This window comes from Arthrobacter sp. zg-Y1143, assembly GCF_030125565.1.
GTDB lineage: Bacteria > Actinomycetota > Actinomycetes > Actinomycetales > Micrococcaceae > Arthrobacter_B.
In genome coordinates this window covers 480,619-505,335 of record NZ_JASKLW010000001.1, presented here as the reverse complement: position 1 = coordinate 505,335, position 24,717 = coordinate 480,619, and the positions used below count along the sequence as shown (strand labels likewise).

The window sequence follows — 24,717 nt, the reverse complement described above, 5'->3', positions numbered from 1 at the left end:
CAATATATGTATTGAACATGACTATGCGGGGAAGTGCGACCTTGGCGTGTCGGTTTGTGCATTTCCTGCCGGTTTGGGAAATCCCTCCGCTGCGCAGTGGCAGGGATTTCCCAAACCGGAGGGACCCGGAGCGCCCCGCCGCACACCCGCTGGTCCCGCCAGCACCAGGGTGGCCAGGACCACCGCGGCACCCAGGCACTGACCCGGACTGAGCGCCTGCCCCACGAGCAGCCAGCCGGCCGCGGCCGCCACTACCGGACTGAGCAGCCCAAGCAGCGCCGTCCCGGAAGCGGGCAGCCGGTGCAGGCCGCGGAACCATAGCGAGTAGGCCAGCGCGGTGCCGACCAGGCCCAGATAGGCGTACCCGGCCAAGTTGGTGCCGGTCAGGGCGGGCGGCGGCCCCTCCACCAGCAGGGCCACCGGCAGCAGGAACAACCCGCCGGCCACCAGCTGCCACGAGGTGGCGGCCAGCAGCGTATCCGGGGTGCCCCACTTCTTGGTCAGGACAACACCTGCGGCCATGGCCACGGAGCCGCCCAGCGCGGCTGCCACGCCGAGCGCATCCAGCCGGGCTTCCGCCTGCAGCACCAGCAGCCCGACGCCGGCCAGTCCGGCAGCGCCGGCCGCCACTTTCCGCCCCGTGAGCCGCTCACCGATCCAGCGCGAGGCAAACAGCGCCACGAGCTGGCGGAAACCTTCGCTGCGCACGGCCTGGATGCGGCGTCCTTTGACGTGCTGGCCACACTGCGCCGCTCGGGCCCGCCGTACACGCTCAGCCCCCGCGAGCTCACCGCCAGTTCCATGGTTACCTCCGCCGCCATTGCGCAGCGGCTGAACCGGCTGGAGGCGCAGGGGTTTGTGCGCCGCTCCCCCAACTCCGCCGACGGGCGCGGCAAGCAGGTGGCGCTCACCGATGCCGGCAGGGCCGCCGTCGACGCCGCCCTGCCGGACCATGTGGCCACCGAACACCGGCTGCTCGCACCCCTGGACGAGGACGAACGGAAGACACTGGCGGGCCTGCTGGCCAAGCTGGACACCTGACCGGCCAGGCCGAAGAATTCCCCCGGGTGTTCCGCATGTCTATCCCGGTGCAGGGTGCAGGACTCCTTAGGCTGAGCGCGACGTGAATTGGCTTGATGGGAATTCTATTGACCGGCTCAGCGAAGGGGAGTCCCCGTGGGAATTTTCAAGAAGAGGCAGCCGGGCGGAGCGGAAAGCCCGGATCCGCACCTGACGTTCTTCTCCATCTCCACGGCGAATCATTTCCGGGCGCTCACCCGGCAGGTTTTCGCCGAGCTGGGGTACGAGGTGACCGTTTACCCGGATCATGCAGTGGACGGCACGGGCCGTAAGTTCGGATTCTGGAACATAGCTGCCACCTGCAGCCCGCAGCCGGAACCGGCATGGCGGTCCCTGATCAGCGTCCATCTCCAGCAGCGGTTGAGGAGCTTTGATGCTCCCTCCCCCTTTGACACCGTGCCCGCTGCGGACATTCCCGGCCACACTTTTGCCCGCCTCTACGATGAATCCAGCATTCCCGGACTCGGCAACCATCCCTACCGAGAGTTCGCGCCCGGTGTGGTCGAGATGCTTGCCTTGGACCTTCCGGAGAGCGTCGCTGTGTTCCGGCACGAAAATGCGCGGACCTTCGGTGGCTGGGAGGCACTCCGGAAACAGGGCATGGCGAACCTTGCCGGGTTGAAGACCGAACTCCTGGAAAAAGTGACCTCACCGGAAAACGCGTCTTTCAACATCCTGATGGGCTCATCCTTCTACACCGCCAGCAGGGCTCTGCTCCTTCCGGGGCTGGCCACGGAGCTCACCGGCAAACAGGTCCGCGAGGACTTCGGCTGGCTGATGAGCATCCCCAGCCGGCACCAGCTGATGTTCCACGTCATTGAGGATGACTCAGTGCTGGCCGCGCTCAACAACATGGCCATCCTTACCGCCAGGGGATACAGCGATTCCCCCGGCCAGATCAGTCCATACGTTTATTGGTGGAACGGAACCGGCTACGACCAGCTGACCCATGCAGGTGAGGACCGCCGGATGCGCGTCCGGATTGAGCCGGGATTCCAACGGGTCCTGGAAGCGGTCACGGCCCAGAAACCGGCGGAAAGGTAAGCGGCGGTTTGAGCCGTGTACCCGGGGGCGGACCGCCGCCGGCTCTCCCCGCATTTTCCCGTTTGTGACACCGCCCTGACACGTTAGAGGGGCGCCGCGGAACGGCCGGGAGCAGCGGTTAGACTCAGCGCATGAGACGTGGCGGGGGGCCAACAGCTGCAGCAGCATGGCGGGGGGTTGCCGGTTGCTTCGCTGTATGCGCCTACGCCGCCGTCGGGCTGTTCCACATCCTCGTCTGGAACCCCCGGGCCGCAGTTCCCGGAACGTCCCTGGATACCATTTCCCGCACGCTCGCCGACGCCGGCACCAGCCTCTCCACTCCGCTGGTCATGGCGTGGGCGGGGTTCGGCTGCCTGGCTGCACTGGCAGTGCTCGTGGCCGGCCTGCGCGGCAAGCTTCCCTCGGCGCGGGGCACGGCGAACTGGCACCTGGGGCTGCTGGCGCTGGGCGCGCCGGCGTTTTATATCGCCTCCTTCAGCGCCGCCGCCGCACTGCGGGAAACATATGCGGTGCGCGGCGGTTCGCGGTGGGACCTGGTCCTGTACGGCGTCAGTGCCGCTGCAGCGGGCGCCCTGCTGGTGGTGCCGGTGCGGAACTGGGCACGACGACGGCGCGAGCCCGGCGAGGCTGTCCACGCCGCCCCCGAGGCATCAACCGTGCCTGCACCGCAGTCCGCAGCCGCCCCGGTTCCCCCGGGCGAACCGGCACCTGCACCGGCGCCCGCCCTTGCCCCCGACCCGGCACTTTCGCTTGACCCAGCACTTTCGCTTGACCCGGCATCGTCACCAGCACCTGCACCTGCACCGGCCGTTCCGCCGGAAACCCCTCCCCTCTCCGTCCCCTCGTTGGAAGAAGAAGTAGCAACAATGTCCCAATTCATCCCACCGCCGCCGATCAAGACCCCGGCACCCGTTCCCTTTGCCGCCCCGGGCCAGCGGGCTGCCCCGGCTGCCCCGCAGCCCTCGCTCCACGACACCCTGCGCACCCTCCGGCCCACGCAGTCCGGAGACCAGAAGCCGCGCCAGGTAAGCCTGCTCCGCGACGATCCGGCCAAGCCCGATGTCATCTCCCTGCTGGCTCAGAACCGCGACCTGCTGTACCCCGGTCTGGGGGCCGGCGCCGTCGGCCTCACCCCGCCGTATCTGAAGGACCCGTCGGTGACCTTCTGGACCGTGCGCGAGAACGGCACACTGCTCGGCTGCGGTGCCATGAAGGAGTTCCGCCCGGCTCCCGGAAACGGCATTACCGAATTCTGCGCTGAAATCACCTCCATGCGCACCTCCCCGCACGCGCGCGGCCTGGGCGTGGGCCAGGTGATCCTGCAGCAGATCATCTCGGATGCGCGGACCCGCGGGTATGCGTCCCTGCTGCTGGAAACCGGCACCCAGGACTTCTTCGCCTCCTCCCGGCGCCTGTACCAGCGCCACGGTTTTGTGGTCTGCCCGCCGTTCGGGAAGTACCAGGCGCATCCGGGCAGCATTTTCATGCGACTGGCTTTGCAGGCCCCGGCGGAGACCGGCGCCGAGTCCGGTTCCACTGCGGCAGCAGGCTCCCCCGGCGCGGCCGCCGAGCAGGACAAGAACCACGCCAAGGCCGGAACCCTGTCGGCGATCCTCGCCGCGCAGCGGGCCCTGGCCGCGAAGCCGAACCCGCGCACGCGGTGATTGTGCCTGGACTGCAGGGCATGGACTTGAGCCGCGGCGACCCCGCGGCTCCCGATGTCCTGGCGCTGATGCAGGAGCATTTGGCGGACATGTATGCCACGTCGCCTGCGGAAAGCGTGCATGCCCTGGACCCAGCGGCCCTGCGCGATCCCGCGGTCACGTTCTGGACGGTCCGGGAAGACGGGGTCCTGCTGGGCTGCGGGGCGCTGAAGGAACTCGATTCGCAGCAGGGTGAAATCAAGAGCATGCGCACGGCCACGGCTGCCCGGGGCCGCGGCGTCGCCGGGACGCTCCTGCGGGGCATCATCGGGGAAGCGACCGCACGCGGCTACCTTCGCCTGCTGTTGGAAACCGGTACGGAGGACTTCTTCGCCCCGGCCCGCCGGCTCTACGCCCGGCACGGCTTCACCGGGTGCCCGCCCTTCGGCAGCTACACCGAGGACCCCCACAGCACCTTTATGCGCCTGGACCTGCAGCCGCAACCCGCGGCGCCCTGATGGTCCCGCCGCCGGGTAGCGACGTTCCCGCCTAAACTGGCAGGCATGGCTTTAACGACGGCGGAGCTCCGCCCCCGCACCCGCGCGCAGGCCCTCTGGCTGTGGCTCGGGCTGCCCGTGGCGCTGGTCCTGGTGGTCCTCGGCGCGCAAATCCACGGACTGGATTTCACCGTCTACCGCGAAGGTGCCCGCGCCCTTCTGGGCCAGGGCGGGCACCGGCTGTATGACCCGAGCCTGGTGCAGACCGACACCCGCGGCCTGCCGTTCACCTATCCGCCGTTCGCGGCCGTGCTGCTGGTGCCGTTCGCGTTCCTGCCCGAAACCCTGGGCCTGGTGCTGCTGACCGCCACGGCGTGTGCGTGCCTGGTGGCGGTGGCGTTCCTCGCGTCCCGCTACCTGGTGGACAACAGTGCGCTGCCGGAGCGGGCTGCCACCACACTCGGACTGCCCGGCCTAACCGTCCTGGCGACCCTGCTGATCGGGATACTCGGGCCGTGGCGGGAAGGCATGGGCTTCGGCCAGCTGAACCCCCTGCTGATGCTGCTGGTCCTGGCCGATCTGCTCCGGCCGGCGTCGTCGAAGCTGCCGCGCGGCGTGCTGATCGGGCTGGCGGCGGGCATCAAGCTCACCCCGCTGGCGTTCGGCCTGATTTTCCTGGCCCGGAAGGACTGGCGGGCCATCCTCACCATGGGCGCCACCTTCGCCGCCACGGTGGCCGTCGGCTGGCTGGCCGCCGCGGAGCAGGCCCGGAAGTTCTGGTTCGAGTCGCTCTCCGATCCCAGCCGGGTGGGCGATTCGTCCGAAATGTACAACGTGTCGCTGAACTCGCTGATCCCGCATCTGGGCGTCCCCGAGTCCCTGCAGCGCCCGCTGTGGCTGCTGGCCTGCGCCGCCGTCGTCGTCCTGGGCTTCCTGGTGATCCGCCGGATGGACCGCGCCGGGGACACGGTCGCGGCGGTCACCGCGAACGCCGTGGTAATGCTCGCGATTTCACCCATTTCCTGGTTCCACCACTGGGTCTGGATCGCGCTGCTGCTGCCCGTGCTGTGGGTATGGGCCCGACGGCGGCGCGGGGCGGGCCGTGCGGTCGGCGTCGGGCTGGCGGCGGTGCTGGTGCCGGTGTTTATGCTCTCCTCCATCACCATCACCTTCACGCTGACCGGCGTGGTCAGCGGCACCGGCCCGCCGGCGCTGGAGCTGTTCACCAGCCTGGGCGTGGTGCTGCCGGTCGCGGCGCTGGTTTACCTATTGGCCGTGCCGGCTGTTCCGAAGGGCTCGCCGGCCCGGAGCGCTGTCCCGGCTTAGGCCGCCGGCCGGGATTCGGCCAGCCGCAGAACTGTGCGGACTGGCAGAAAATCGACCAGGCGCCGGACCACGCGGTTGGAACGGCCCGCGATGACGCTGACCGGAGGCCTGCGGCGGTCGAGGGCCTTCAGGGCTGTGCAGACCACCTGCTCGGGGGTCTGGAACCGGGCGCCGTCGGTGCTGGTGCCGCTGCGTGCGTAGAACCCGCTGCGGGTCGGCCCCGGAGACAGCACCATCACCACCACACCGGAGCCGCGGACCTCATGTGCAAGTGCCTCGGTAAACCGGATCAGGAATGCCTTCGCGGCGGCATACACCCCCATGCCGGGGACGGGCATGTAACCGGTCATGCTTCCGACATTGACCAGCGCCCCGCGCCCTGCCGCGAGCAGGTCCGGCAGGAACGCCCGGGTGATCCCAAGCGGCACCTCGGCATTCACCTGCAGCTGCATGTGGATTTCCTGTTCAGTGGACTCCGCAAAAGCCTTGGTCAGGCCGGCGCCGGCGCAATTAACCACGGTGTCGACAGTGATGCCCATGGCGTCGACGCGTTGTTTCAGGAGCACGCCGGCCCGGTCCACGTCCAAGTCGAAAGGCACCACGTGGGCCTTTCGGCCGGTGTCGGCGGTGATTTCAGCTGCCGCCGCCGTGAGGGCGTCTTCACGGCGGCCCACCAGCACAACATCGGCTCCGCGGCGGGCCAGCTGACGGGCAAACTCAGCGCCTATCCCGGAACTGGCTCCGGTGATCAGGGCGGTGGTGTTCTCGAACTGCATGCTTCCTCCAACGGTTACGAAGCGGCTATGTAAGTCCCTATTACATGCACCCTAACCGCAAATGTGAGAACCTCATACATGGAAGGAGTGTTTTGTGGCCGAACGATCGAGTTACCACCACGGAAATCTGCGCAGCGCGCTGCTGGAAGCGACCATTGAGCTGGTCCGGGAACGGGGCCCCCGGGGGTTTACCGTGGCCGAGGCTGCCCGCCGGGCCGGAGTGTCATCCGGTGCCCCCTACCGGCATTTTGCTGACCGGGACGCCATGCTGGCCGCCGTCGCACAGCAAGCCTTCACGGAACTGGAAACCTATTTCGCCGGTCTGCGGCTGGAATCCAGCCTCGGTGAGCGGGCCGAGCAGATCGCCGTCGCCTATTTGGTGTTTGCGCGCGAGGACCCGACGCGGTTCGCCGTAATGTTCGGTTCGGGCATCAACAAGGATGCCTACCCGGAACTCCTGACGCAGGCCGGACGCGTGCAGGTGCTGCTCGAGGCAGCGGTTGCCCCCTTTGTCCCGGCGGAGGAAGTGGTTCAGCGTGCAGCGGAGTTGTGGTCGATTGCCCACGGGGTGACCGACCTGGCGATTGGCGGCAATCTCCGCCATGTCATGGCCCCGGAACGCATTGACGGGATTGCTTCCTCCGCCGCACGTGCCTGGGCCGCAGGATTAGCCGGCAACTCGGCCCACTGACCTACTGCCCGCCTCCCAGCCGAGGGCGAAGTAGACCTCCAGCTCGCCGGCGTACGGCCGGTCCAGGCTGCGGATCCGCTGCAGCCCGGCGGCCAGTGCGGTGCGCTGCGAACCGACGTTGGCGTCCGTGGTGCGGGCCATGACCGGCAGGGCGGGCAGCAGCTCCCGGCCGCGCCGCACGGCTTCGCGCGCCCCTTCGGCGGCATACCCCTTGCCCCACGCGGAGGGATCGTAGCGGTAGTACAGGTTGAGGATGTCCTGCCCATCCACCACGGCCCGCTGCAGCCCGGTGAAGCCGATGACGGTTTCCGGCGCCGCACGTTCGGCCACCGCCCAGTAGCCGAAGCCTTCCCGCTCCCAGTGCGCCAGGAAGTCCCGGAACAGCTGCCCGGACCGCTCCCGGCTGGGCTCATTCGGGTTGTGCCGGTTGGTTCGCGGATCCATGTGGATGCGCAGCGCGGCGTCACGGTCCTCAGGGGCCAGGCGGCGCAGCAGCAGGCGGTCGGTGCCGGCGGGGGTCCAGTCGGCGGGGTTCTGGGACGCGGGGTTCTGGGACATGCGCCCATCCTAGACAATGCCACTCCCGGAACGGCCGGTCCGGTGCGGGCAGGACGGCCGGTCCGGTTAGTCCAGCGCCTCCGACACGTGCCGCAGCCAACGTGCCACGGTGGCCAGTTCCTCGGCGCTGAAGCCCTCATTGATGCGCGCGTTCAGCTCGTGAAGGGATTCCCGCACGACGCCGAGCGCCTCCCGCCCGCCGGGGGTCAGGTCCAGGCGGATGGTCCGGGCATCGGCCGGATCCGGGGTGCGGGTGATAAACCCGGAGGTTTCCATTCGGGACAGCAGCCCGCTCAGTCCGGCCGGGGACGCCTGCACGGCCTCGGCCACCTCACCCGTGCTGGCCCCCGGATGCGAGGCCAGATGCAGCAGCACCCCGCCCGCGGAGGCGCTGATGCCGCGCTCCCCGCCCCGGCCGGCAATCCAGCGCCGCAGCCGGCGTTCGGCGGTCAGTGTCAGGAAAAACAGGCGCGGCGGGCGGGCGGTGCGCACCGCGCCCGGGCTGGTCCCGGCGTCGTCGTCCCCGGCGCCGATACCGGCCACGTCGTTCGTGCCGGTGGCCGCCCGCGGTCCCTGATCCGGGCCTATTGCGGGCTGAGCCCTGCTTTGTCCGTCAACCACGTGAGTACCTCCGGCCACAGCTTCTCACGCGAACCGCGGCGGAAGAAGCCCATGTGCCCGATGGCCGGGATGCCGGCGTCGGCGGGTGAATACGTGCGCCGCTCCACCGAGGCGTTCACCAGGTGGCTGAAGATGGCGTTGATCTGCCGGGGTGTGGCCCAGGGGTCGTCGGTGAAGCCGATAACCAGCGCGTCGGTCTTCACCTGCGCAGTGCGGTGGGCGGCGTCCATGCTCGGGTCGTCGAAGAAGTAGTTGGGTTTTTTGCTCCAGCCGCTCCACTCCAGCATTGCGCCGCCGGGCATGTCCTCGCCCAGACCGAGTTTCTTGCCCGGAACCGCGCCCAGCAGCCGGCCGGTCAGCGGACCCAGGAAGCTCAGGATCAGGCCCACGCGCCGGCGTTCCTTGCGGTCCTCGATGGCCTTGGTGACACCGGCGTGCGACGCCACTCCCACAAATCCGTGCAGGTCCTCCAGCCCGTTGTTCAGCGCCATGGCGTGCGCGCCGAGGCTGTGCCCCACTGCCAGGTGCGGCAGGTCCGGGAACCGCTCGCACACCCATGCCGCCGTCGCCGGGACGTCCTGGTCCATCCAGTCGCGCATCCGGAGCCGCCGGTTAGCCTTCGGGCTGCCGGAGGCACCGGTCCCGCGGTAGTCGTAGCTGAACACTGCGAAACCGTTCTCCGCCAGGTATTCACTGAAGCCGGTGTACAGCCGTTCGGCCACGGCGGTCGCGGGGTGGATAACGACGGCAGCGCGCGGCTCGCCGTCGGGCAGGCGCAGGGTGCCGGCAATGGTCCCGCCGGCGACAACCGGGATGGAGATCCGTTCGGAAGTGATCGAGGTCACGTCGTTATTTCGCATGCGAAACAATATACATGGGACGCCCGGTTTCGGATACCGTTCCGGGCCGGCTTCTTAGCCTGGGGTGGGGTGGCTGGCAGGCTGGCAGGCTGGCAGGAGGGGTAGGGCCGGGCGCTTTGCTACCGGTTTGTGCATTCCCTGCCGGTTTGGGTTTGTGCTGCCGGTTTAAACGGGCAGCAGATTCCCAAACCGGCAGCAGAATCTCGAACCGGTCGATTTTGCAGGCCGGACCTCCGCCCCGGCCGCACAGATTCCCCCCGAATGTTACTGGTGAGACCCGTGGGGAAACATCGGCCCCACCCGCACCAGAGCGTGGGAAAATCGGCTCACCCCGAGGCTGGCAGCCAAACGAAAAGGCACAAATTACCGATTTTCAGCCGAAAAACGGTAATTTGTGCCTTCTCGATTTCCCGCGAACCCTCCGGCCCCCACTAGTAACTCGCGCGGGCCCCGTCTTCAGCGGCCGGGAGGTACTTCGCAGCCAGCCCCTCGCTCCCCCGAGCCAGGAGGGCGACGTCGGCGCCCACCAGGATGAAGTCCACACCGGCGGCAATGTACCGCCGAGCGGTGGCCTCGGCGAACGCGTTCACACCCACCGGTTTCCCCGCGGCCTTCGCCACACGGATGCAGTGCTCGACGGCGGCGATCACGTCGGGATGCTCCTGCTGGCCCAGGTGCCCCATCGAAGCCGCCAGATCAGCGGGCCCGAGGAACAGGCCGTCCACCCCGTCCACGGCAGCAATCTCGGCAACATTCTCGACGGCGGCCGCGGACTCGATCTGCACCAGCAAGGTCACGGACTCCGCGGCGTGTTCCAGGTACCCGTCGATCCGGTTCCAGCGCGAGGCCCGGGCCAGCGCGCTGCCCACCCCGCGGATGCCCTGCGGCGGATACCGCACGGCGCGGACCAGTTCGGCGGCCTGCTCGGCGGTATCTACCATGGGAATCAGCAGGTTCTGCGCACCCAGGTCCAGGTACTGCTTGAGCAGCACCGCATCCCCGGACGGCGGGCGGACCACGGCGCTCACCGGGTAGCCATGTACGGCCTGCAGCTGGGCGAGCAGGGATTCGAGCCCGTTGGGGCTGTGCTCGGCGTCGATCAGCAGCCAGTCCAGCCCGGAGCCGGCGCAGATTTCGGCGACCAACGGGCTGCCGGAGCACACCCACATGCCGGTCTTGCGGCCGCCGGCGGCAAGCCGGGCGGCGAAGGTTTCCTCGGGGCTCATTCGAAGCGGCATGTGATGGTTCCCAACGGTCCGTAGTCGGCGAACACGGTGTCGCCCTTGTAGACCCACATGGGCCTGGTGAAGGAGCCGGCGAGAATGATTTCCCCGGCCTGCAGCGAAGTGCCGTGCACCGCCAGCTTGTTCGCCAGCCAATACACCCCGGCGGCCGGGTGGTTCAGCACCCCGGCGGCCACGCCGGTTTCCTCGATGCCCTGGTTGCGGTAAAGCAGCGCCGAAACCCAGCGCAGGTCGACGTCGGCGGCCCGCACCGGGTTGCCGCCCACCACCATGGCGCCCATCGCCGCGTTGTCGGAGATGGTGTCCACTATGGTGCGGCCCTTCATCTCGATCCGTGAATCCAGGATCTCCAGCGCCGGCACCACGTAGTCCGTGGCATCCAGGACATCGAAGAGCGTGCAGTGCGGACCGGCCAGCGGCTTGCCCAGCACAAACGCGAGCTCCACCTCCACCCGCGGATGGGTGTAGGCATCCCAGTCCAAGGTGGCGCCGTTTTCCAGCACCATGTCATCGAGGATGATCCCGTAGTCCGGTTCGGTGATGCCGGTGGCGGCCTGCATGGCCTTGGAGGTGAGGCCGATCTTGTGCCCGGCCAGCTGCCGGCCCTCGGCCAGCAGCCGGTCCGCCCACAGGTTCTGCACCGCGTAGGAATCCTCGATGGTCATATCCGGGTAGCGGGCGGTCAGCAGCGGCACCGGGGTCCGGGTCCGCTTGGCTTCGACCAGTTCGTCGGCCACCGTCTGGAGAGTTGATTGATCTAGCACCGTGCTGCTTTCTGTTCAGTAACGCTGAAGACGGGGTAGGACGACGGCGGCGCGCGCCCGCCGTCGTCGTCGTGCGTTAGAGCTGGGAGCCTACCTTGAAGCCCTTTTCCTCGCCCGGTTCACGGGTGTAGGAGAAGCCGTCGGCGCCGATGGTGACTTCCATTTCGGAGGTCTCCGTGCGGGAGGTCAGCGGCTGCGGGTTGCCGTCCAGGTCCAGGACGCGGGAGGCCTCGGTGTACCAGGACGGGACCACGGGGTTGCCCCACCAGTCGCGGCGCTGGTTGTCGTGGACGTCCCAGGTGACGGTGGGGTTGTCCGGGTCGCCGGTGTAGTAGTCCTGCGTGTAGATCTCGATGCGGTGGTCGTCCGGATCCAGGATGTACAGGTAGAAGGCATTGGACACGCCATGCCTGCCGGGGCCGCGTTCGATCCGATCGGAAATGCGCAGGGCGCCCATCTTGTCGCAGATCTGGATGATGTTGTGCTTTTCGTGCGTGGCGAAGGCCAGGTGGTGCATGCGCGGGCCGTCGCCGCCGGTCAGGGCAGTGTCATGGACGGTCTGCTTGCGGTGCATCCAGGCGGCGTAGGTGACGCCGTCGGAATCCTTGATGTCCTCGGAAACCCGGAAGCCCAGATCCTCCAGGTAGGCGCGGCCGCGGGGCACGTCCGGGGTGACCTGGTTGAAGTGGTCCAGGCGCACCAGTTCGCCGGCGGAGTAGAGGTCATAGCGCTGGGTGAGGCGCTCCACGTGCTCGGTCTCAAAGAAGAACTCGTAGGGGAAACCCAGCGGGTCCTCCACGCGCACCGAGTCGCCGATGCCCTTCACGAAGCCGTCGGCCCGGCGCTCCGTGCGGCAGCCCAGTTCCTTGTAATACGCCTCGGCTACGTCCACGTCTTCGGGGGTGCGGACCCGGTAGGCCAGGGCGGCGACGGCGGCCACCGGGCCCTTGCGCAGCACCAGGTTGTGGTGGATGAACTCCTCCAGGGAGCGCAGGTAGATGGCGTTTTCGTCCTCTTCGGTGACGTGCAGGCCGAGCACGTCCACGTAGAACTTCCGCGACCGCTCCAGGTCCGTGACCACCAGTTCGGTGTAGGCGCAGCGGACAATGTCCGGCGGGGCGATGCTGGGTGTGGGGATGGGGTTGGCAACTTCAAAGGTCATGGGGTTTTGCTCCTTTGCAAAAGGCGGGCGAAGTGTCGGGAGGGGTTAGCCGTCGACCTTGGCGGCGTCGTCGGTCCCGAACTTGGGGGTGTGGACCTTGCCCAGGGTGATGTGCACGGCCTGCTGGTCGGTGTAGAAGTCGATGGAGCGGTAGCCGCCCTCGTGGCCCAGGCCGGAGGCCTTCACGCCGCCGAACGGAGTGCGCAGGTCCCGGACGTTGTGGCTGTTGAGCCAGACCATGCCGGCCTCGGTGTTCTGCGCGAAGTTGTGCGCGCGGGTGAGGTCGGACGTCCAGATGTAGGCGGCCAGCCCGTACTTGGTGTTGTTGGCCAGTTCCAGGGCTTCGGCTTCGGTGTCGAAGGGGGTGATGGCGACGACGGGGCCGAAGATTTCCTCCTGGAAGATCCGGGCGTCCGGGGCGACGTCGGCGAAGACGGTGGGGGCAATGTAGTTGCCCTCTTCCAGGCCTTCGGGGCAGCCGCCGCCGGCGAGCAGGCGGCCTTCGGTCTTGCCGATCTCCACGTAGGAGGCAACCTTCTTGAAGTGTTCGGGGTGGACCAGGGCACCCACCTGGGTCTTCGGGTCATGCGGGTCGCCGACGACGATGGTCTTGGCGCGGGCGGCGAAGCGTTCGCAGAACTCGTCGTAGACCGCGCGTTCCACCAGGATGCGGGAGCCGGCGGTGCAGCGTTCGCCGTTGAGTGAGAAGACACCGAACAGGGCGGAGTCGAGGGCGGCGTCCAGATCCGCGTCGGCGAAGATCACGCAGGGGCTCTTGCCGCCGAGCTCCATGGACAGGCCCTTCAGGTTTTCCGCGGCGTTGCGAAAGATCGTTTTGCCGGTGGTGGTTTCGCCGGTGAAGGAAATCAGCGGGACCTGCGGGTGCTTCACGAGTGCGTCGCCGGCTTCCTCGCCCAGGCCGTTGACCAGGTTGAAGACACCGGCGGGGACGCCGGCTTCGGTGAAGATGTCCGCCCACAGGGAGGCGGAGAGCGGGGTGAATTCGGCTGGCTTGAGTACCACGGTGTTGCCGGTGGCCAGTGCCGGGGCGAGCTTCCAGGACTCGAGCATAAACGGGGTGTTCCACGGGGTGATCAGCCCGGCGACGCCGATGGGCTTGCGGTTCACGTAGTTGATCTGGCTGCCGGGGACCTTCATGGCGTCGTCGAACTGGGCGACGATCAGGTCCGCGAAGAAGCGGAAGTTCTCCGCGGCGCGCAGGGCCTGGCCCTTGGCCTGGGTGATGGGCAGGCCGGTGTCGAAGGTTTCCATTTCGGCCAGGCGGGACTCCTGGGCCTCGACGGCGTCGGCGATCCGATTGAGGATGCGGGCGCGTTCGCGCGGCTTCATTTTCGGCCAGGGGCCGTTGACGAAGGCTTCGCGGGCGGCGGCGACGGCGGCGTCGATGTCTTCCTTCTGCCCGGCGGCGGCGGTGGCGTAGGTCTGGTTGGTGACCGGGTCCAGCACCTCGAAGGTGGCGCCGTTGGTCGAGTCAACGAACTTGCCGTTGATGAAGTGCTGGATGTGGTTGGGCAGGTTCTCGGGGACAAAGTGGGTGGTCATGGGGTGTTCCTCTGTGTCTTTGGATCGGCGGGGTCGTTAGATCGGGGAGGGTGGCTGGTGGGCCTGCGCCAGGAAGGCGTTGAGCGTGTTGGTGCGGTGCGCGCGGGCGGCGTGCTCGACGTCGGTCGCGGAGGCTTTTGTTTCGATCAGGTTCAGCAGGTTCTCGTGTTCGGCCACGGAATCCTGCGCCCGGTCCGGCACGTACCGGAAGACCGAGGAGCGCATCCGGTCCAGCCGGTTCCAGCCGCGGTGGACCAGGTCCAGGATGTGCGGGTTGGGGCAGCGGGCGTACAGCAGGGCGTGGAACTCGGTGTTGAGCTGCGTGAAGCGGACCGGATCGAAGTGATTCAGTACGTTGCGCATTTCGGCGTTCAGTTCACGGGCTTTCGCCAGTTCCTCGGCGCTGATGTCCGGGGCGGCCAGCGCGGTGGCGGCGCCTTCGATGATGCTGAGGGTCTGCATGGTGTGCAGGTACAGGTCCGGGTCGATGCCTGCCACGGTGGCGCCCACGTTACGTTCAAAGTGGACCAGGCCTTCGGCCTCCAGGCGCCGGATGGCCTCCCGGACCGGGACCACGCTGAAGCCCATCTCGGTGGCGATGCTGCTGAGCACCAGGCGGTAACCGGGGCTCATGTCGCCGCCGAGGATGCGGTCCTTCAGCTGTTCATAGGCCTGCTCCGATTTGGAGCCGGTGGCGGTGCTGGTGTCGGCGGCGCTCATGGGTTCTTTTGTCATACTTGTTCCGCTGCCCAGGCCTCGTACTTTTCCTTCCACGCGGCGTTCATCGGGTACAGACCGTCCACGCCGTGCCCCGCCTTCACCATTTCGGCGATGAACTCTTCCTGGTGTTCCTGCTTAATGCACGCCTCCACCAGCTCCTCGGCGATGGCCGGCGGGATGACCAGGATTCCGTCGTCGTCGGCCACGATGATGTCGCCGGGCTGGACGGTGGCGCCGCCGCAGGCGATGGTGATGTCGGTGTCCCAGGGGACGTGCTTGCGGCCGAGGACGGCGGGGTGCGGGTTGGCGCAGTAGACGGGCAGGTCGATGCCGGCCACGGTGGAGTAGTCGCGGACGCCGCCGTCGGTGATGATTGCTGCGGCGCCGTTGTGCTTGGCGCGCAGGGCGAGGATGTCGCCCAGGGTGCCGGTACCCTTTTCGCCGCGGGCTTCCATGACGAGGATTTCGCCCTCGCCTACGGAGTCGATGGCGCGTTTCTGTGCGTTGTAGCCGCCGCCGTGGGACTTAAAGAGGTCCTCGCGGTTGGGCACGAAGCGCAGGGTGCGGGCGGTGCCCACCACCTTGCGGCCGGTGCGGGTGCCGGTGAGGCCGTCGATGGAGACGTTGTTCAGGCCGCGGGCGCGCATCTGCGAGGAGAGGGTGGCGGTGGCGACGGATTCGAGCTTGGCCCGAAGTTCCGGGGGAAGGGTTTTGGTCTGCTGCTTTGCCGGAGCGAGGCCGGCCTTTTCCGCGGAACCCCAGGCTTCTTCGCGCTGCGTGTCGTCAATCTTCGGCTGCGCGCCGAAGGAGGCCAGCGGCGTCGTGCCGTCGGTGACGGTGGTAGTGAGGCGGCCGGTGGTCATGTCCGTGCCGGGGACGTCCACTTCGATTTCGAGGCGGTCGCCGGGGACGGCCACGGAGGCGCCGGCGGGGGTGCCGGTGAGGATCAGGTCGCCCGGTTCCAGGGTGAGCAGCTGGGACAGGTCGGCTACCAGCTGGGCGAAGGGGAAGATCAGGTCCGCGGTGGTGTCCTCCTGCGCGAGGTCGCCGTTAACCCAGGTGCGGATGCGCAGGTTGGCGGGGTCGACGTCGGCCGCGTTGAGGATGGCCGGGCCGACCGGGGTGAAGCCGTCGCCGCCCTTGGAGCGGAGGTTGGAGCCTTTGTCTGCCCAGCGCAGGTCGTAGACGCCCAGGTCATTGCTGGCGGTCACTCCCCCGACGTAGCTCCACGCGTCCTCGACGCTCACGCGGCGGGCGGTCTTGCCGAGGACGAGGGCTATTTCGCCTTCGAAGCCGAGCAGTTCGCAGCCGGCCGGGCGCTCAACGCTGCCGCCGGTCAGGGCCAGGGAGGAGCCGGGCTTCAGGAAGTAAGAGGGCTGTTCCGGGGTGCGTCCGCGTTCTGCTGCCCGTGAGGGGTAGTTGATGTGGACGGCGATGACCTTGCCGGCCTGCTTGAGCGTGTCCGTGGTGGCGTCGTTGCCCATGTCTCTCCTGGATCAAGTACGAAATCGTATATGATCAGGGTCACATGTGGCGCGGGTCACGTCAAGGTCCTGGTTCTCTACCGCCCATTCGGGTCCCTCCAATGACCGCCTGATACAAACCCCCACCGTTGCCGTCGGAATGAACCGAAAGTGTCTTGCATGGCAAGGACCGAGCCAGCTCGATGAGAAGTTCCGCTACATAGCTGAAGGACACTCGGCGCCGCTAATACTGCGTAATCGCAACTGTCTCGCTCGCCGCGTCTCACAATCCATGGCTTATAAGGCAGTGGCGGGATCCGCTGGCCCGAGGAGACTTTCGTAAGCGAACTTTTCCATGCCCTGGTCAACCGGGGCAATACCGGCAAGTAGTAAGTCTAGCCACTGGCCGTCGCGGCCAGATCGCCATGTGGTCAACGCAATTAATTTATCGGCAGTGCATTGAGCGTTGCGGCCACCATGGTTTCCCCGTGAAATGAACGGCATGGTCCTGTCGGTAGCATCATTACATGTCGAAGAATGGTCCTCACATGTTCAATGTTCCAATCGTTATTTTCCGCGACCGCGAAGCGGGAAACCAACGTATAGAAATGATGGCTGCCTTATGGCCCGGCAACATCTCAGTGGCCGTCGACGCCGACATAGAACATGGCGACCGGATAGAGAGGAAGCTTCCAAACGGGAAGATTCAGACCTACTGGGTTACGCAGGTCAACGTAATGCAGAGCCCGTTTCATCGCGGTAATGGGTGGAACTTGGATCACACAGAAGTTAAGTACTCCACTAGCCCTCCTGATCGTCAGCAAAGCGCTACGGGGCGGGATAAAGTGAGTAGTCTCAACTCTGTGAGCAAACGAATATTCAAGAAAATTGATCTACCTCTCCTCTCGTCAGCCATAGCAAGCGGACTGACGCATGGAGAAATTACCCAGTTCGAGTTGGGCTTGGCCTTCACTACAGAGGGGACAAAAACACAGCGAGCTGCTGAAATAGTTCGACGCACATTCGATGAAGATCCCCACTGCGACACCACATTCTTGCGTCTGTTGAACTACACCTATTTTGAAACGTCGGGTGTCAGGAATGCCCGGCAGCTCATCGAATACAAGCGCCTGTCGATTGACGTCCTGACTCCACGAGGCATTCAACTCACCGACGATGGGTTCCAGCTAAGCTCGGCACAGGAACCGGATGCAGATGCAGATGCAGATACTCACGACGTGCGCACCCGTCAGGCACCTTCCATTTCATCTACCCCAAGACCTGCATCTAAAGGTTCGGACGGGCAAACAGCGGAGGAAAGATCTGAAAGCGAGATGGCATCAGCCGTGATTTCACGGGAGAACCATAAGGTCTTCATTGTTCAAGGACGTGATCAGCGCCCGGTTCATATGCTCGAGACGTTTCTTCACTTCGCCGGTCTGGAAGTCATGTCCTGGACTGACGCTGTAGACCTCACCGGGAAGCCCACACCTTCCACTTACGAGGTCATTGATAACGCCATGAGGGTAGCAGCAGTGATCCTGGTAGTTTTCTCCCCGGACGACGAAGCTAGGCTGAAGCCCGAATTCGCACTTACCACTCACGTCGAGGACTTGACAGGCCAACCACGCCAGAACGTGCTCCTCGAAGCTGGTATGGCCTTCGCGATGGCTCCAGATCGCACCATTTTCGTGAAGTCCGGTCCGACGAGAGACATTTCAGATATTGCAGGGTTCAACTGGGTCAACATGGACGGGACTTGGGATAGCCGAGACACCCTGGTCCGTCGCCTCCGCGCCGCAAAAGCACCGGTTAAACTGCGATCCGAGAACCTGGCCCATCGCCTCGCCGGCGATTTCAAAGTCAACTGAACACCGCGCTTCAGCCATCGACCGGTTCGAATAGCCAAGACCCGCCACTGCTGGCTAATCCCACTCCGTTGCGAATTGATCCGCGCGACCAGGTTGGGCTCGCGGATGACCCTGTTTGTCATCTCGATGCACGTGGGCGGAAACGGGAGCTCTACAGAAAACGGGACTCCTCAGTTCAATCGCTGGACAGTCCCAACCGTACGCACAACTGATCTGTCGTTCAGGGCTGGCCCCACTGGGGTCACCCCCCCTGTCAGCGTCGGGGGGGCATTCTTAACGATCCCGGAGGCTTCTCGTTAACTGTCCACTACCGGTGCTTTGCGGATTGTCCCCGAGGCTGGTCCTTCGGGCTGCCTGTTGAGCCAGACAGCAAAGGCTCCCTCCGCAAGGTCTTCCGCTTTCGAATAGCGCGGGCATGCCCCCCCCTGCCCAAAAACTGTTCCAGCTGGACGGATCGGTGGTCCCAAGCGAGCCCAGCAGCTTCTCGTCCAGGTTTGCCACTTACGATTTCGAGAGTTTTCCTCGACGAACAATGTCAGTGGTGCCCTTTAGAGTTGTGGGGTGACGAAGAACGAAGCACTCGTAAGCGACCACGCCCTGTCCCAGATGCAAGCGATCACCGCCGTCTCCAAAATGTTCGACTCCGCCACAACTGCCTCCGTACGCGCACTCGGCCTCTCACAGATGGAGGGGATGACGGCCGTGTCGAAGATGCTCAACTCCGCCACAGCTGGCTCTGTAGGCGCGCTGAACCTACCCCAGATGCAAGCGGTCACCGCCGTCTCCAAAATGTTCGACTCCGCCACAACTGCCTCCGTACGCGCACTCGGCCTCTCACAGATGGAGGGGATGACGGCCATGTCGAAGATGCTCAACTCCGCCACAGCTGGCTCTGTAGGCGCGCTGAACCTACCCCAGATGCAGGCGATCACCGCCGTCTCCAAAATGTTCGACTCCGCCACAGCCTGGCAAGCTTGGAGCCCGCTTTTTCAAGACGGCGGCTCGTTCGCGTCCGCCGCCGCGAAGCTGCAGAGATCTAATGCCGCTGTCGCCTCAACTCTTGCGACAGTGGCCGCGCAGCGACTAACTGCATCACATCGGGGTGTGAGCCAAGGATCCTTTGACGGCCAGTTCGCGGCTATAGCTAGGCGCATAGCCCTCGAAGACATTCCGGTTAGCTTGCGGAATGAACACCCAGAGCCGGCTGAAGATCCGCGGCTCATCGAAGCTGCGGCAATGAACATGGGTTTATCCAGCGTTCCTGCGGAAACAAAGGATCGATGGATCCTAGAGCTGCTCATTGGGTTTACGGCATGGCTGTCGTACGTCGTTGTGCAGATTGGAATGACCGCTGATCCTATTACGCCTGATTTTCTATTGGGCAGTATCGAAGCGGGATCTGCGGGAGCAGCAGTCGTGCACTGGGGGCCGGGCGTGCTGGAGAGACTTAGAAAGCCCGGCCCGTCCTGACAGTCTGGACAGCAGGCTTCTGAGCAGACTCAGATGGTCGCTTTACCCTGATCGGCCCCAGGTGCGTCCCCAGTTGCAGGGTCTGGTGCCCCGCAATGAACCATCACTCAAGCGGGGCGCTTTCCTCGTCGTCTACAGAGGCGAACCTGCTCCGTCGGATATCTGCCTAGATCCGATCAATGAAGATGCTCCCCATGATCTGTCTCCAAACGTTAGTGTCCGCCTCCAGTGGGCTAAAGGATGGAAGCGGGAACCGCACCACACGGTTCCTGCTTCCATCCTTGTTTCCTTCGCAACCAAGAAGGAAGTCTATGGGCCCTGGTGTCGCTCTTCTTGCAGGGCGCACCGGCCAACACGCCGGGAACGTATGTGTCAGATGTCGTAAACTCCGCGGGGCCGTTGCATCCGTTCGTCGACCGCTTCGTCTACTCCCACCATGTGAGTTCGAACGCTCTCGGAATATCCCCTGGCGCCCACATAGTTGCCCTACACATACGAACTGCAGCCAGGGAGAACTCACGTCCCGCTGCCACGCAACAAAAGGAACCCCCACTTGAAACTCTTTACCCCCCTGACCGTCGGCACCATGGAACTGCCCAACCGCCTCGTCATGGCACCAATGTCCCGCGTACGCGCCGACCGCAACGGCGTGCCCACCGACATCATGGTCGAGCACTACCGCCAGCGCGCCTCCATGGGCCTGATCATCACTGACGGCATCTACCCCTCCTTCACCGGCCAGGGCAACGCCCTGATGCCCGGCCTGGTCACCGAGGAGCACGTCGCCGGCTGGAAGCGCGTCACCGACGCCGTCCACGCCGCCGGCGGCCGGATCGTCGCCCAGCTGATGCACTCGGGCCGCGTCGCCCACGAGAACATCAACGGCGGACGTCCCGTGGTCGCCCCCAGCGCCATCGCCGTCGAGGGCATGGCGCACACCTACGACGGCAAGCAGCCCTTCCCGGTGCCGCACGCCCTCACCGAAGCAGAACTCCCCGGCATCGTGCAGGACTTCGTCTCTGCCGCGCAGAACGCGATGAAGGCAGGGTTCGACGGCGTCGAACTGCACGGTGCCAACGGGTACCTGCTGCAGGAATTCCTCTCCCCCGTCTCGAACACGCGCACCGATAACTACGGCGGATCGCCGGAGAACCGGGCCCGCCTGGTCATCGAGGCCTTCCGTGCCGTGGCCGAGGCCGTCGGCGCCGAGCACACCGGCATCCGCATCTCTCCGGAACACAACATCCAGGGTGTGCTGGAAACCGACCGTGCCGACGTGACCGCCACCTACACCGCACTGGTGGACGGCATCGCCGATCTGAAGCCGGCCTACCTGTCCATCCTGCACGCGGATCCGGCCGACGCAATGATTCAGGATCTGCGCCACCGCTTCGGCGGCCCGGTGCTGATGAACACCGGTTTCGGCACGGTCACCAGCCGCGAGGACGCCATCATGCTGCTCGAGGAGGACCTGGCCGACGCCGCCGTCGTCGGCCGCCCGGTCATCGCCAACCCGGACCTTGCCCGCCGCTGGCAGGAGGACCACCCGCTGAACGAGATCGACCAGGCCACCGTCTACACCGACGGCGCCGCCGGCTACACGGACTACCCGTTGCTGGCTCCGGCCGCTTCCTAGCTCGAACGAACGACGACGGCAGGCCTTCCGCACGATGCGGAAGGCCTGCCGTCCCTTAACGGGGATGTTTCTAAAGCAGCCCTCTAAGTAGGTCGGTCGTTGCGTCCAAGGAGTATGTCTTTGCCAGTTGGTCAAGAATGTCCGCCGGGGTCTGCTTGGTTCCTTTTCGTCCCGAGCGCTCAGACATTGCACGGACCGCAGCCAGTCCAAGCTCAGGGTGGACCGAGACGGTTTCGTAAGCGAAATCTTGAACGCGAGTGATCTGAATTCCGCCAGGAACCTTATCGGACGGAAAATCTCGAAAATTATCGGTCACAATACATCCGGCCCCTCCGACTACCGCAGCGGCTAACACGTGCTCGTCGTCAGGGTCCGGCAGTCCATAGGTCCCCTCCAAGCCTTCCCAGCCCGTCACGATCGAATCAGCGAAGTGGGTACGCATTTGCTCGGCAAGATGGCGGGCTTTGGCTTCCGCGGCCGGCTGGCTGTCGCCTCGCTTTATGCGCTTCCGTTCTTCGTTGACCTCCACCTCAGTGAGAATCGCTTCACTGAAAACGAACCGGTAGGACCCCTCGAAAGCCAGCGACAATAAGAAGTCCCTCAGCGTGCTCGGCCACAGCACGCAGCTGTCCAAGAGGGCGGTGAACATGCCCGTATTCTGGCACTACTTAGGAGCGCGCTGGCGGCGGCGTGCCGCTTCCTTCTTAGCTTCTTTCATGTCTTCGACGACGCTAGCCGGATTTTCATCTTCAATATCGCCCAGGGAATCGAGGGCCGCGTACTGCTCCGCCTTCCGGACTTCCTTGAAGTCCAGGACGTCTTCAAGCTTGACGCGTCGGTGCGTACCTGGCTTTTCGTACGGGATTTTTCCGGTATCCAGGAGACGGACGAGAGTGGGACGGGTCACGCCCAAAAGTTCGGCGGCTTGCTGGGTGGTCAGCGTCATTGATCGAGGAGTGAGGGTTACGGCTTGGCCCTTGCGCATGGCGTCCACGGCCTTGACCAAGACTTCGTAGATTTCATAGGGGAGTTCAACCTGATCGCCCTCGCCGGCGCCAGACAGGAAGAACTGCGGCCTGGGCTTTGCCCCGTTCTTCTGCGCATGTGCCTCAATGAAGTTGTAGAGTTTCCCCGTTTCGGGGGCTTCGGGAGCGAAGAAGGTCTCCTTGGCTGCGGCGTTCGGACTCATCCGTATCCCACTTCTCTGTGTTTTCGTTTTTTTCGTTTTGACGTTTTTTGAATCCTATCGCCAGGACCTTCGCGCGTCCAGTCCACACTGCTCCACCTTGTTCCACCGTTTTCCACCCTTTTCCAGGCAGCACCGTCTTCGCGATTCCACCAACCGAGCTGGCAAGGTTTGGGACCTGGTCGACGCCGTCGTCGTCGGCCGCCCGATTATCGCCGACCCGGACCTGGCCCGCCGCTGGCAGGAAAACATGCCGCTGAACGAGGTCGAACAAACGACGGCGGGCCCTCCCGAGTGTGGAGGGCCCGCCGTCGTCGTGTCAGTCAGCCGTGAGTTCGTTGCTGATTTCCCATAGCTCCGTGCGGAGCTCTGACCGGTACGCATCGGGGTGGGCGTTCGTTTCGGTCCCGCGGTCAAAAAACCGTCCTGTGATGTGCGAGAGCTCGGGCGCAAAGGCCAGCCGCAGTGTGGACCGCACACCGGTGTCCAAACTGTCGATGCTGAGTTCCGGTGAATCAAGCATCTTTGTCGGCATGTAGGTGCCGGGATGGACGCTGTTAACGGTGAGGACTCCGGGGTCGTAACGTTCTGCCAGCTCCATTCCCGCCATAACCAGGGCGAGTTTCGACGCTGAGTAAGCGCGCTGGCGGGTGTATCCGTGAGCCATCGCCAGGTCGTCAAAGTCGAGAGAGGTCTGACTGAGAGACGCCACGTTGACCACACGGGCCGGCGCGCCCGCCCGCAACGCACTCGCCAGCAATAGAGGCAGCAGGCGCTTTGTCAGCAGGAAGGGTGCAAGGTAGTTGACCGCGAAACACAGTTCGTGGCCGTCCGCGCTGAGCTGGCGGGCGTGGCCGGCGCTCACGCCGGCGTTGTTTATCAGAACGGATATGTCATCGGCCAGGCCACGGATCCTGTCGGCGAGCCGGGCCACCTGTGCCAGCTCCGCGAGATCCCCCTGCACCGTGATGATGTCCGCCGGGCCGCCGGTCAGCTCCTGTTCGAGCTTTTCCAGCCGCTCCGGGCTTCGACCGTGAAGAACCAATCGAATCCCGCTGTGGCCGGAGAGTCCGAACGCCAGCGCCTTGCCCAGTCCGTCTGTGGCGCCAGTGATAAGGATTGTGGGCGTACCTCCCCGATCATTTGTAGGCAGGTGTACTTCGTTTATCGGCATCGCGATCAGACCGCCGGCGTCTCGGCGGTTCCTGTCAGCCAGGCGCGGCCGATCGTGTGTCCGGCCATCAGAAAGCCCAGGGTTGCCGGGGTGGCTTCGGCTGGGACCTCGATTTCGTCGACGTCGAGGGCCGTTACCGTGATGAAGTAGCGGTGCTGTCCATGGCCTGCGGGCGGTGCGGCCCCGATGAACCGGGCTGCGCGCGCATCATTGGGAAGCTGCACGGCGCCTTCCGGCAGGTACGATCCGTCGTCGTCGCCGGCTCCTTCCGGAATGCTTGTTGAACCGGCAGGGATGTTGGCCACTGCCCAGTGCCAGAACCCGGACCCAGTGGGCGCGTCCGGGTCATAGACAGTGACCGCGTAGCTCTTGGTTTTTGCCGGTGCGCCCGACCAGGAAAGCTGCGGAGAGGCATCGAGGCCGCCCGGCACTCCGGACATGCCCGACCACTGCGCGAGAGCCAGCGGCTGCCCGTCGCTGAGGTTCTCGCTGGTGAGTGGAAAGGTCGGAACTTCCGGCAGTCGGGAGAATGGGTTGTTTTCGGTCATGGTGTTCCTGTCCGTGGTCGGCGTGCTTGGTTATCGATTATTACGTTAATAATCGATTATGTGCAAGGAGCTCTATGATGGGGAGATGACACCCACCGCCGACGCCAAGCGCCAAGCGCCCTCCGAACGCGTCTACTCGCTCTTACGGGCAGCGGTGCTGCACGGAGCCGTTCGGCCCGGGCAGCCACTCCGCCCCCAGGAGTTGGCCGACCAGCACGGCGTGAGCCTCGCCGTCGCCCGGGAGTCGCTATTGCGGCTTGTTGGCGAGGGCCTGGCCGAGCGGCTGCCGAACCGCGGTTTCGCGGTCCCCACCGTCGGCAATGACCGGTGGCAGCAACTGGCGCAGGCCAGGGCAATTTTCGAGCCCGCGATGCTGCGCATGTCTATCGAGCGAGGCGATCTGGAGTGGGAGGCCCGGGTACGGGCGGCGCATCATCGGCTCTCCGGCACAGCTCCGTATGAGCACGAAGGTGACGCTTATTTCTCGGATGCCTGGGCGGCCGCGCACCATGATTTCCACCGCACACTGCTGGACGCCTGTGGCAACGAGGTGTTGATGGAGACCTTCGATCGCATGTGGACCGCCACTGAGCTCGCCCGGCGCTGGTCAGCCGCAATCGCACCGCACCGCGACGGGGCTGGCGAACACCGCGCGCTCGAAGAGGCAGCACTGGCGCGGGAGGCGGAGAAGGCAGCCGACTTGCTCACCCGGCACCTGACCGGTACCGCTACCGCGCTCTCGACGCCACGCTGATGGGGAGGGGGATCCTGTGCCGTCATGGTGCGCTCCTTATGCCCGGCCCGCCCCTTCCCAGGCAAG

At 65.4% G+C, this 24,717-nt stretch carries 25 protein-coding genes; 10 read left to right on the top strand and 15 right to left on the bottom strand.

Features of this window, described 5'->3' with window-relative positions:
• Positions 1-21: 21 nt before the first annotated feature.
• A complete protein-coding gene (locus tag QNN98_RS02565) occupies positions 22-708 on the bottom strand; it encodes a DMT family transporter (RefSeq protein WP_283996167.1) in 687 nt (228 codons plus the stop codon).
• On the opposite strand from QNN98_RS02565, the gene QNN98_RS02560 reads away from it, so the two are divergent.
• The 5 genes from QNN98_RS02560 to QNN98_RS02540 all read left to right on the top strand — a co-directional run bounded on the left by QNN98_RS02560 (position 685) and on the right by QNN98_RS02540 (position 5,590).
• Positions 685-1,041 (top strand): MarR family winged helix-turn-helix transcriptional regulator, encoded by a 357-nt coding sequence (locus QNN98_RS02560; protein WP_349643203.1) that lies wholly within the window; start codon positions 685-687, stop codon positions 1,039-1,041. The genes QNN98_RS02565 and QNN98_RS02560 overlap by 24 nt on opposite strands.
• A gap of 135 nt (positions 1,042-1,176) precedes the next feature.
• Positions 1,177-2,124: a hypothetical protein gene (locus QNN98_RS02555; protein WP_283996166.1), complete on the top strand. Its 948-nt coding sequence runs from the start codon at positions 1,177-1,179 to the stop codon at positions 2,122-2,124.
• A 131-nt stretch (positions 2,125-2,255) separates the two neighbouring features.
• Positions 2,256-3,788, top strand: a complete 1,533-nt coding sequence (locus QNN98_RS02550; RefSeq protein WP_283996165.1) for a GNAT family N-acetyltransferase — start codon at positions 2,256-2,258, stop codon at positions 3,786-3,788.
• Between the two features lie 20 nt (positions 3,789-3,808).
• On the top strand, positions 3,809-4,285 hold the full coding sequence (locus QNN98_RS02545) for a GNAT family N-acetyltransferase (RefSeq protein ID WP_283996164.1): 477 nt from the start codon (positions 3,809-3,811) through the stop codon (positions 4,283-4,285).
• Between the two features lie 45 nt (positions 4,286-4,330).
• Positions 4,331-5,590, top strand: coding sequence for a glycosyltransferase 87 family protein (locus QNN98_RS02540; RefSeq protein ID WP_283996163.1), 1,260 nt, complete (start codon positions 4,331-4,333; stop codon positions 5,588-5,590).
• On the opposite strand, the gene QNN98_RS02535 is transcribed toward QNN98_RS02540, so the two are convergent.
• Entirely contained in the window at positions 5,587-6,366 is a 780-nt protein-coding gene (locus tag QNN98_RS02535) for an SDR family NAD(P)-dependent oxidoreductase (RefSeq protein ID WP_283996162.1), read from the bottom strand. The genes QNN98_RS02540 and QNN98_RS02535 overlap by 4 nt on opposite strands.
• A 94-nt stretch (positions 6,367-6,460) precedes the next feature.
• On the opposite strand from QNN98_RS02535, the gene QNN98_RS02530 reads away from it, so the two are divergent.
• A complete protein-coding gene (locus tag QNN98_RS02530) occupies positions 6,461-7,057 on the top strand; it encodes a TetR/AcrR family transcriptional regulator (RefSeq protein WP_283996161.1) in 597 nt (198 codons plus the stop codon).
• Here the strand turns inward: QNN98_RS02530 and QNN98_RS02525 are convergent.
• The 9 genes from QNN98_RS02525 to QNN98_RS02485 form a co-directional block, all read right to left on the bottom strand.
• Positions 7,034-7,615, bottom strand: coding sequence for a GNAT family N-acetyltransferase (locus QNN98_RS02525; RefSeq protein WP_283996160.1), 582 nt, complete (start codon positions 7,613-7,615; stop codon positions 7,034-7,036). The genes QNN98_RS02530 and QNN98_RS02525 overlap by 24 nt on opposite strands.
• A gap of 66 nt (positions 7,616-7,681) precedes the next feature.
• Positions 7,682-8,236, bottom strand: a complete 555-nt coding sequence (locus tag QNN98_RS02520; RefSeq protein ID WP_283996159.1) for a MarR family winged helix-turn-helix transcriptional regulator — start codon at positions 8,234-8,236, stop codon at positions 7,682-7,684.
• The gene (locus QNN98_RS02515; RefSeq protein WP_283996158.1) at positions 8,200-9,096 is read right to left on the bottom strand and encodes an alpha/beta hydrolase family protein; all 897 of its coding nucleotides are present in this window, start codon (positions 9,094-9,096) and stop codon (positions 8,200-8,202) included. Before QNN98_RS02515 ends, QNN98_RS02520 begins: the two co-directional genes overlap by 37 nt.
• A 431-nt stretch (positions 9,097-9,527) precedes the next feature.
• Positions 9,528-10,334 carry an HpcH/HpaI aldolase family protein gene (locus QNN98_RS02510; protein WP_283996157.1) on the bottom strand — a complete coding sequence of 269 codons (807 nt, stop codon included), beginning with the start codon at positions 10,332-10,334 and terminating at the stop codon, positions 9,528-9,530.
• Complete coding sequence (gene hpaH, locus QNN98_RS02505; protein ID WP_283996156.1) at positions 10,319-11,104, bottom strand: 2-oxo-hept-4-ene-1,7-dioate hydratase; 786 nt, start codon at positions 11,102-11,104, stop codon at positions 10,319-10,321. The genes QNN98_RS02510 and hpaH overlap by 16 nt, the downstream gene beginning before the upstream one ends.
• 76 nt (positions 11,105-11,180) lie before the next feature.
• The gene (gene hpaD, locus QNN98_RS02500; RefSeq protein ID WP_227925674.1) at positions 11,181-12,266 is read right to left on the bottom strand and encodes a 3,4-dihydroxyphenylacetate 2,3-dioxygenase; all 1,086 of its coding nucleotides are present in this window, start codon (positions 12,264-12,266) and stop codon (positions 11,181-11,183) included.
• 45 nt (positions 12,267-12,311) lie between these two features.
• Complete coding sequence (gene hpaE, locus QNN98_RS02495) at positions 12,312-13,829, bottom strand: 5-carboxymethyl-2-hydroxymuconate semialdehyde dehydrogenase (RefSeq protein WP_283996155.1); 1,518 nt, start codon at positions 13,827-13,829, stop codon at positions 12,312-12,314.
• A gap of 36 nt (positions 13,830-13,865) precedes the next feature.
• Positions 13,866-14,564 (bottom strand): GntR family transcriptional regulator, encoded by a 699-nt coding sequence (locus QNN98_RS02490; protein ID WP_283996154.1) that lies wholly within the window; start codon positions 14,562-14,564, stop codon positions 13,866-13,868.
• Positions 14,561-16,033 (bottom strand): fumarylacetoacetate hydrolase family protein, encoded by a 1,473-nt coding sequence (locus tag QNN98_RS02485; protein WP_283996153.1) that lies wholly within the window; start codon positions 16,031-16,033, stop codon positions 14,561-14,563. The genes QNN98_RS02490 and QNN98_RS02485 overlap by 4 nt, the downstream gene beginning before the upstream one ends.
• 506 nt (positions 16,034-16,539) lie before the next feature.
• On the opposite strand from QNN98_RS02485, the gene QNN98_RS02480 reads away from it, so the two are divergent.
• From QNN98_RS02480 to QNN98_RS02470, 3 genes are all read left to right on the top strand, one after another.
• Positions 16,540-17,883 (top strand): TIR domain-containing protein, encoded by a 1,344-nt coding sequence (locus QNN98_RS02480; RefSeq protein WP_283996152.1) that lies wholly within the window; start codon positions 16,540-16,542, stop codon positions 17,881-17,883.
• A gap of 561 nt (positions 17,884-18,444) precedes the next feature.
• Positions 18,445-19,353 (top strand): hypothetical protein, encoded by a 909-nt coding sequence (locus QNN98_RS02475; RefSeq protein WP_283996151.1) that lies wholly within the window; start codon positions 18,445-18,447, stop codon positions 19,351-19,353.
• Between the two features lie 553 nt (positions 19,354-19,906).
• The gene (locus tag QNN98_RS02470; protein ID WP_283996150.1) at positions 19,907-20,989 is read left to right on the top strand and encodes an alkene reductase; all 1,083 of its coding nucleotides are present in this window, start codon (positions 19,907-19,909) and stop codon (positions 20,987-20,989) included.
• Positions 20,990-21,059: 70 nt separating this feature from the next.
• Here the strand turns inward: QNN98_RS02470 and QNN98_RS02465 are convergent, their stop codons facing one another.
• The 4 genes from QNN98_RS02465 to QNN98_RS02450 form a co-directional block, all read right to left on the bottom strand.
• Positions 21,060-21,638: a PIN domain-containing protein gene (locus QNN98_RS02465; protein WP_283996149.1), complete on the bottom strand. Its 579-nt coding sequence runs from the start codon at positions 21,636-21,638 to the stop codon at positions 21,060-21,062.
• Positions 21,639-21,653: 15 nt separating this feature from the next.
• Positions 21,654-22,178 carry a helix-turn-helix domain-containing protein gene (locus tag QNN98_RS02460; RefSeq protein ID WP_283996148.1) on the bottom strand — a complete coding sequence of 175 codons (525 nt, stop codon included), beginning with the start codon at positions 22,176-22,178 and terminating at the stop codon, positions 21,654-21,656.
• 316 nt (positions 22,179-22,494) lie between these two features.
• Positions 22,495-23,349: an SDR family NAD(P)-dependent oxidoreductase gene (locus QNN98_RS02455; protein ID WP_283996147.1), complete on the bottom strand. Its 855-nt coding sequence runs from the start codon at positions 23,347-23,349 to the stop codon at positions 22,495-22,497.
• A 5-nt stretch (positions 23,350-23,354) separates the two neighbouring features.
• The gene (locus QNN98_RS02450; RefSeq protein WP_283996146.1) at positions 23,355-23,897 is read right to left on the bottom strand and encodes a YbhB/YbcL family Raf kinase inhibitor-like protein; all 543 of its coding nucleotides are present in this window, start codon (positions 23,895-23,897) and stop codon (positions 23,355-23,357) included.
• A gap of 85 nt (positions 23,898-23,982) precedes the next feature.
• Between QNN98_RS02450 and QNN98_RS02445 the strand changes: the two genes are divergently transcribed.
• Entirely contained in the window at positions 23,983-24,651 is a 669-nt protein-coding gene (locus QNN98_RS02445; protein ID WP_283996145.1) for a GntR family transcriptional regulator, read from the top strand.
• The last annotated feature ends 66 nt before the right edge of the window (positions 24,652-24,717 follow it).

What these genes read in the sequence shown, in the direction of transcription:
- QNN98_RS02510 (WP_283996157.1), bottom strand. Translation starts at nt 10,334, where the DNA reads ATGCCGCTTCGAATGAGCCCCGAGGAAACCTTCGCCGCCCGGCTTGCC.
- QNN98_RS02535 (WP_283996162.1), bottom strand. Translation starts at nt 6,366, where the DNA reads ATGCAGTTCGAGAACACCACCGCCCTGATCACCGGAGCCAGTTCCGGG.
- hpaE (WP_283996155.1), bottom strand. Translation starts at nt 13,829, where the DNA reads ATGACCACCCACTTTGTCCCCGAGAACCTGCCCAACCACATCCAGCAC.
- QNN98_RS02480 (WP_283996152.1), top strand. Translation starts at nt 16,540, where the DNA reads ATGTCGAAGAATGGTCCTCACATGTTCAATGTTCCAATCGTTATTTTC.
- QNN98_RS02465 (WP_283996149.1), bottom strand. Translation starts at nt 21,638, where the DNA reads ATGTTCACCGCCCTCTTGGACAGCTGCGTGCTGTGGCCGAGCACGCTG.
- QNN98_RS02485 (WP_283996153.1), bottom strand. Translation starts at nt 16,033, where the DNA reads ATGGGCAACGACGCCACCACGGACACGCTCAAGCAGGCCGGCAAGGTC.
- QNN98_RS02490 (WP_283996154.1), bottom strand. Translation starts at nt 14,564, where the DNA reads ATGACAAAAGAACCCATGAGCGCCGCCGACACCAGCACCGCCACCGGC.
- QNN98_RS02455 (WP_283996147.1), bottom strand. Translation starts at nt 23,349, where the DNA reads ATGCCGATAAACGAAGTACACCTGCCTACAAATGATCGGGGAGGTACG.
- hpaD (WP_227925674.1), bottom strand. Translation starts at nt 12,266, where the DNA reads ATGACCTTTGAAGTTGCCAACCCCATCCCCACACCCAGCATCGCCCCG.
- QNN98_RS02545 (WP_283996164.1), top strand. Translation starts at nt 3,809, where the DNA reads ATGGACTTGAGCCGCGGCGACCCCGCGGCTCCCGATGTCCTGGCGCTG.
- QNN98_RS02515 (WP_283996158.1), bottom strand. Translation starts at nt 9,096, where the DNA reads ATGCGAAATAACGACGTGACCTCGATCACTTCCGAACGGATCTCCATC.
- QNN98_RS02550 (WP_283996165.1), top strand. Translation starts at nt 2,256, where the DNA reads ATGAGACGTGGCGGGGGGCCAACAGCTGCAGCAGCATGGCGGGGGGTT.
- QNN98_RS02525 (WP_283996160.1), bottom strand. Translation starts at nt 7,615, where the DNA reads ATGTCCCAGAACCCCGCGTCCCAGAACCCCGCCGACTGGACCCCCGCC.
- QNN98_RS02450 (WP_283996146.1), bottom strand. Translation starts at nt 23,897, where the DNA reads ATGACCGAAAACAACCCATTCTCCCGACTGCCGGAAGTTCCGACCTTT.
- QNN98_RS02445 (WP_283996145.1), top strand. Translation starts at nt 23,983, where the DNA reads ATGACACCCACCGCCGACGCCAAGCGCCAAGCGCCCTCCGAACGCGTC.
- QNN98_RS02460 (WP_283996148.1), bottom strand. Translation starts at nt 22,178, where the DNA reads ATGAGTCCGAACGCCGCAGCCAAGGAGACCTTCTTCGCTCCCGAAGCC.
- QNN98_RS02540 (WP_283996163.1), top strand. Translation starts at nt 4,331, where the DNA reads ATGGCTTTAACGACGGCGGAGCTCCGCCCCCGCACCCGCGCGCAGGCC.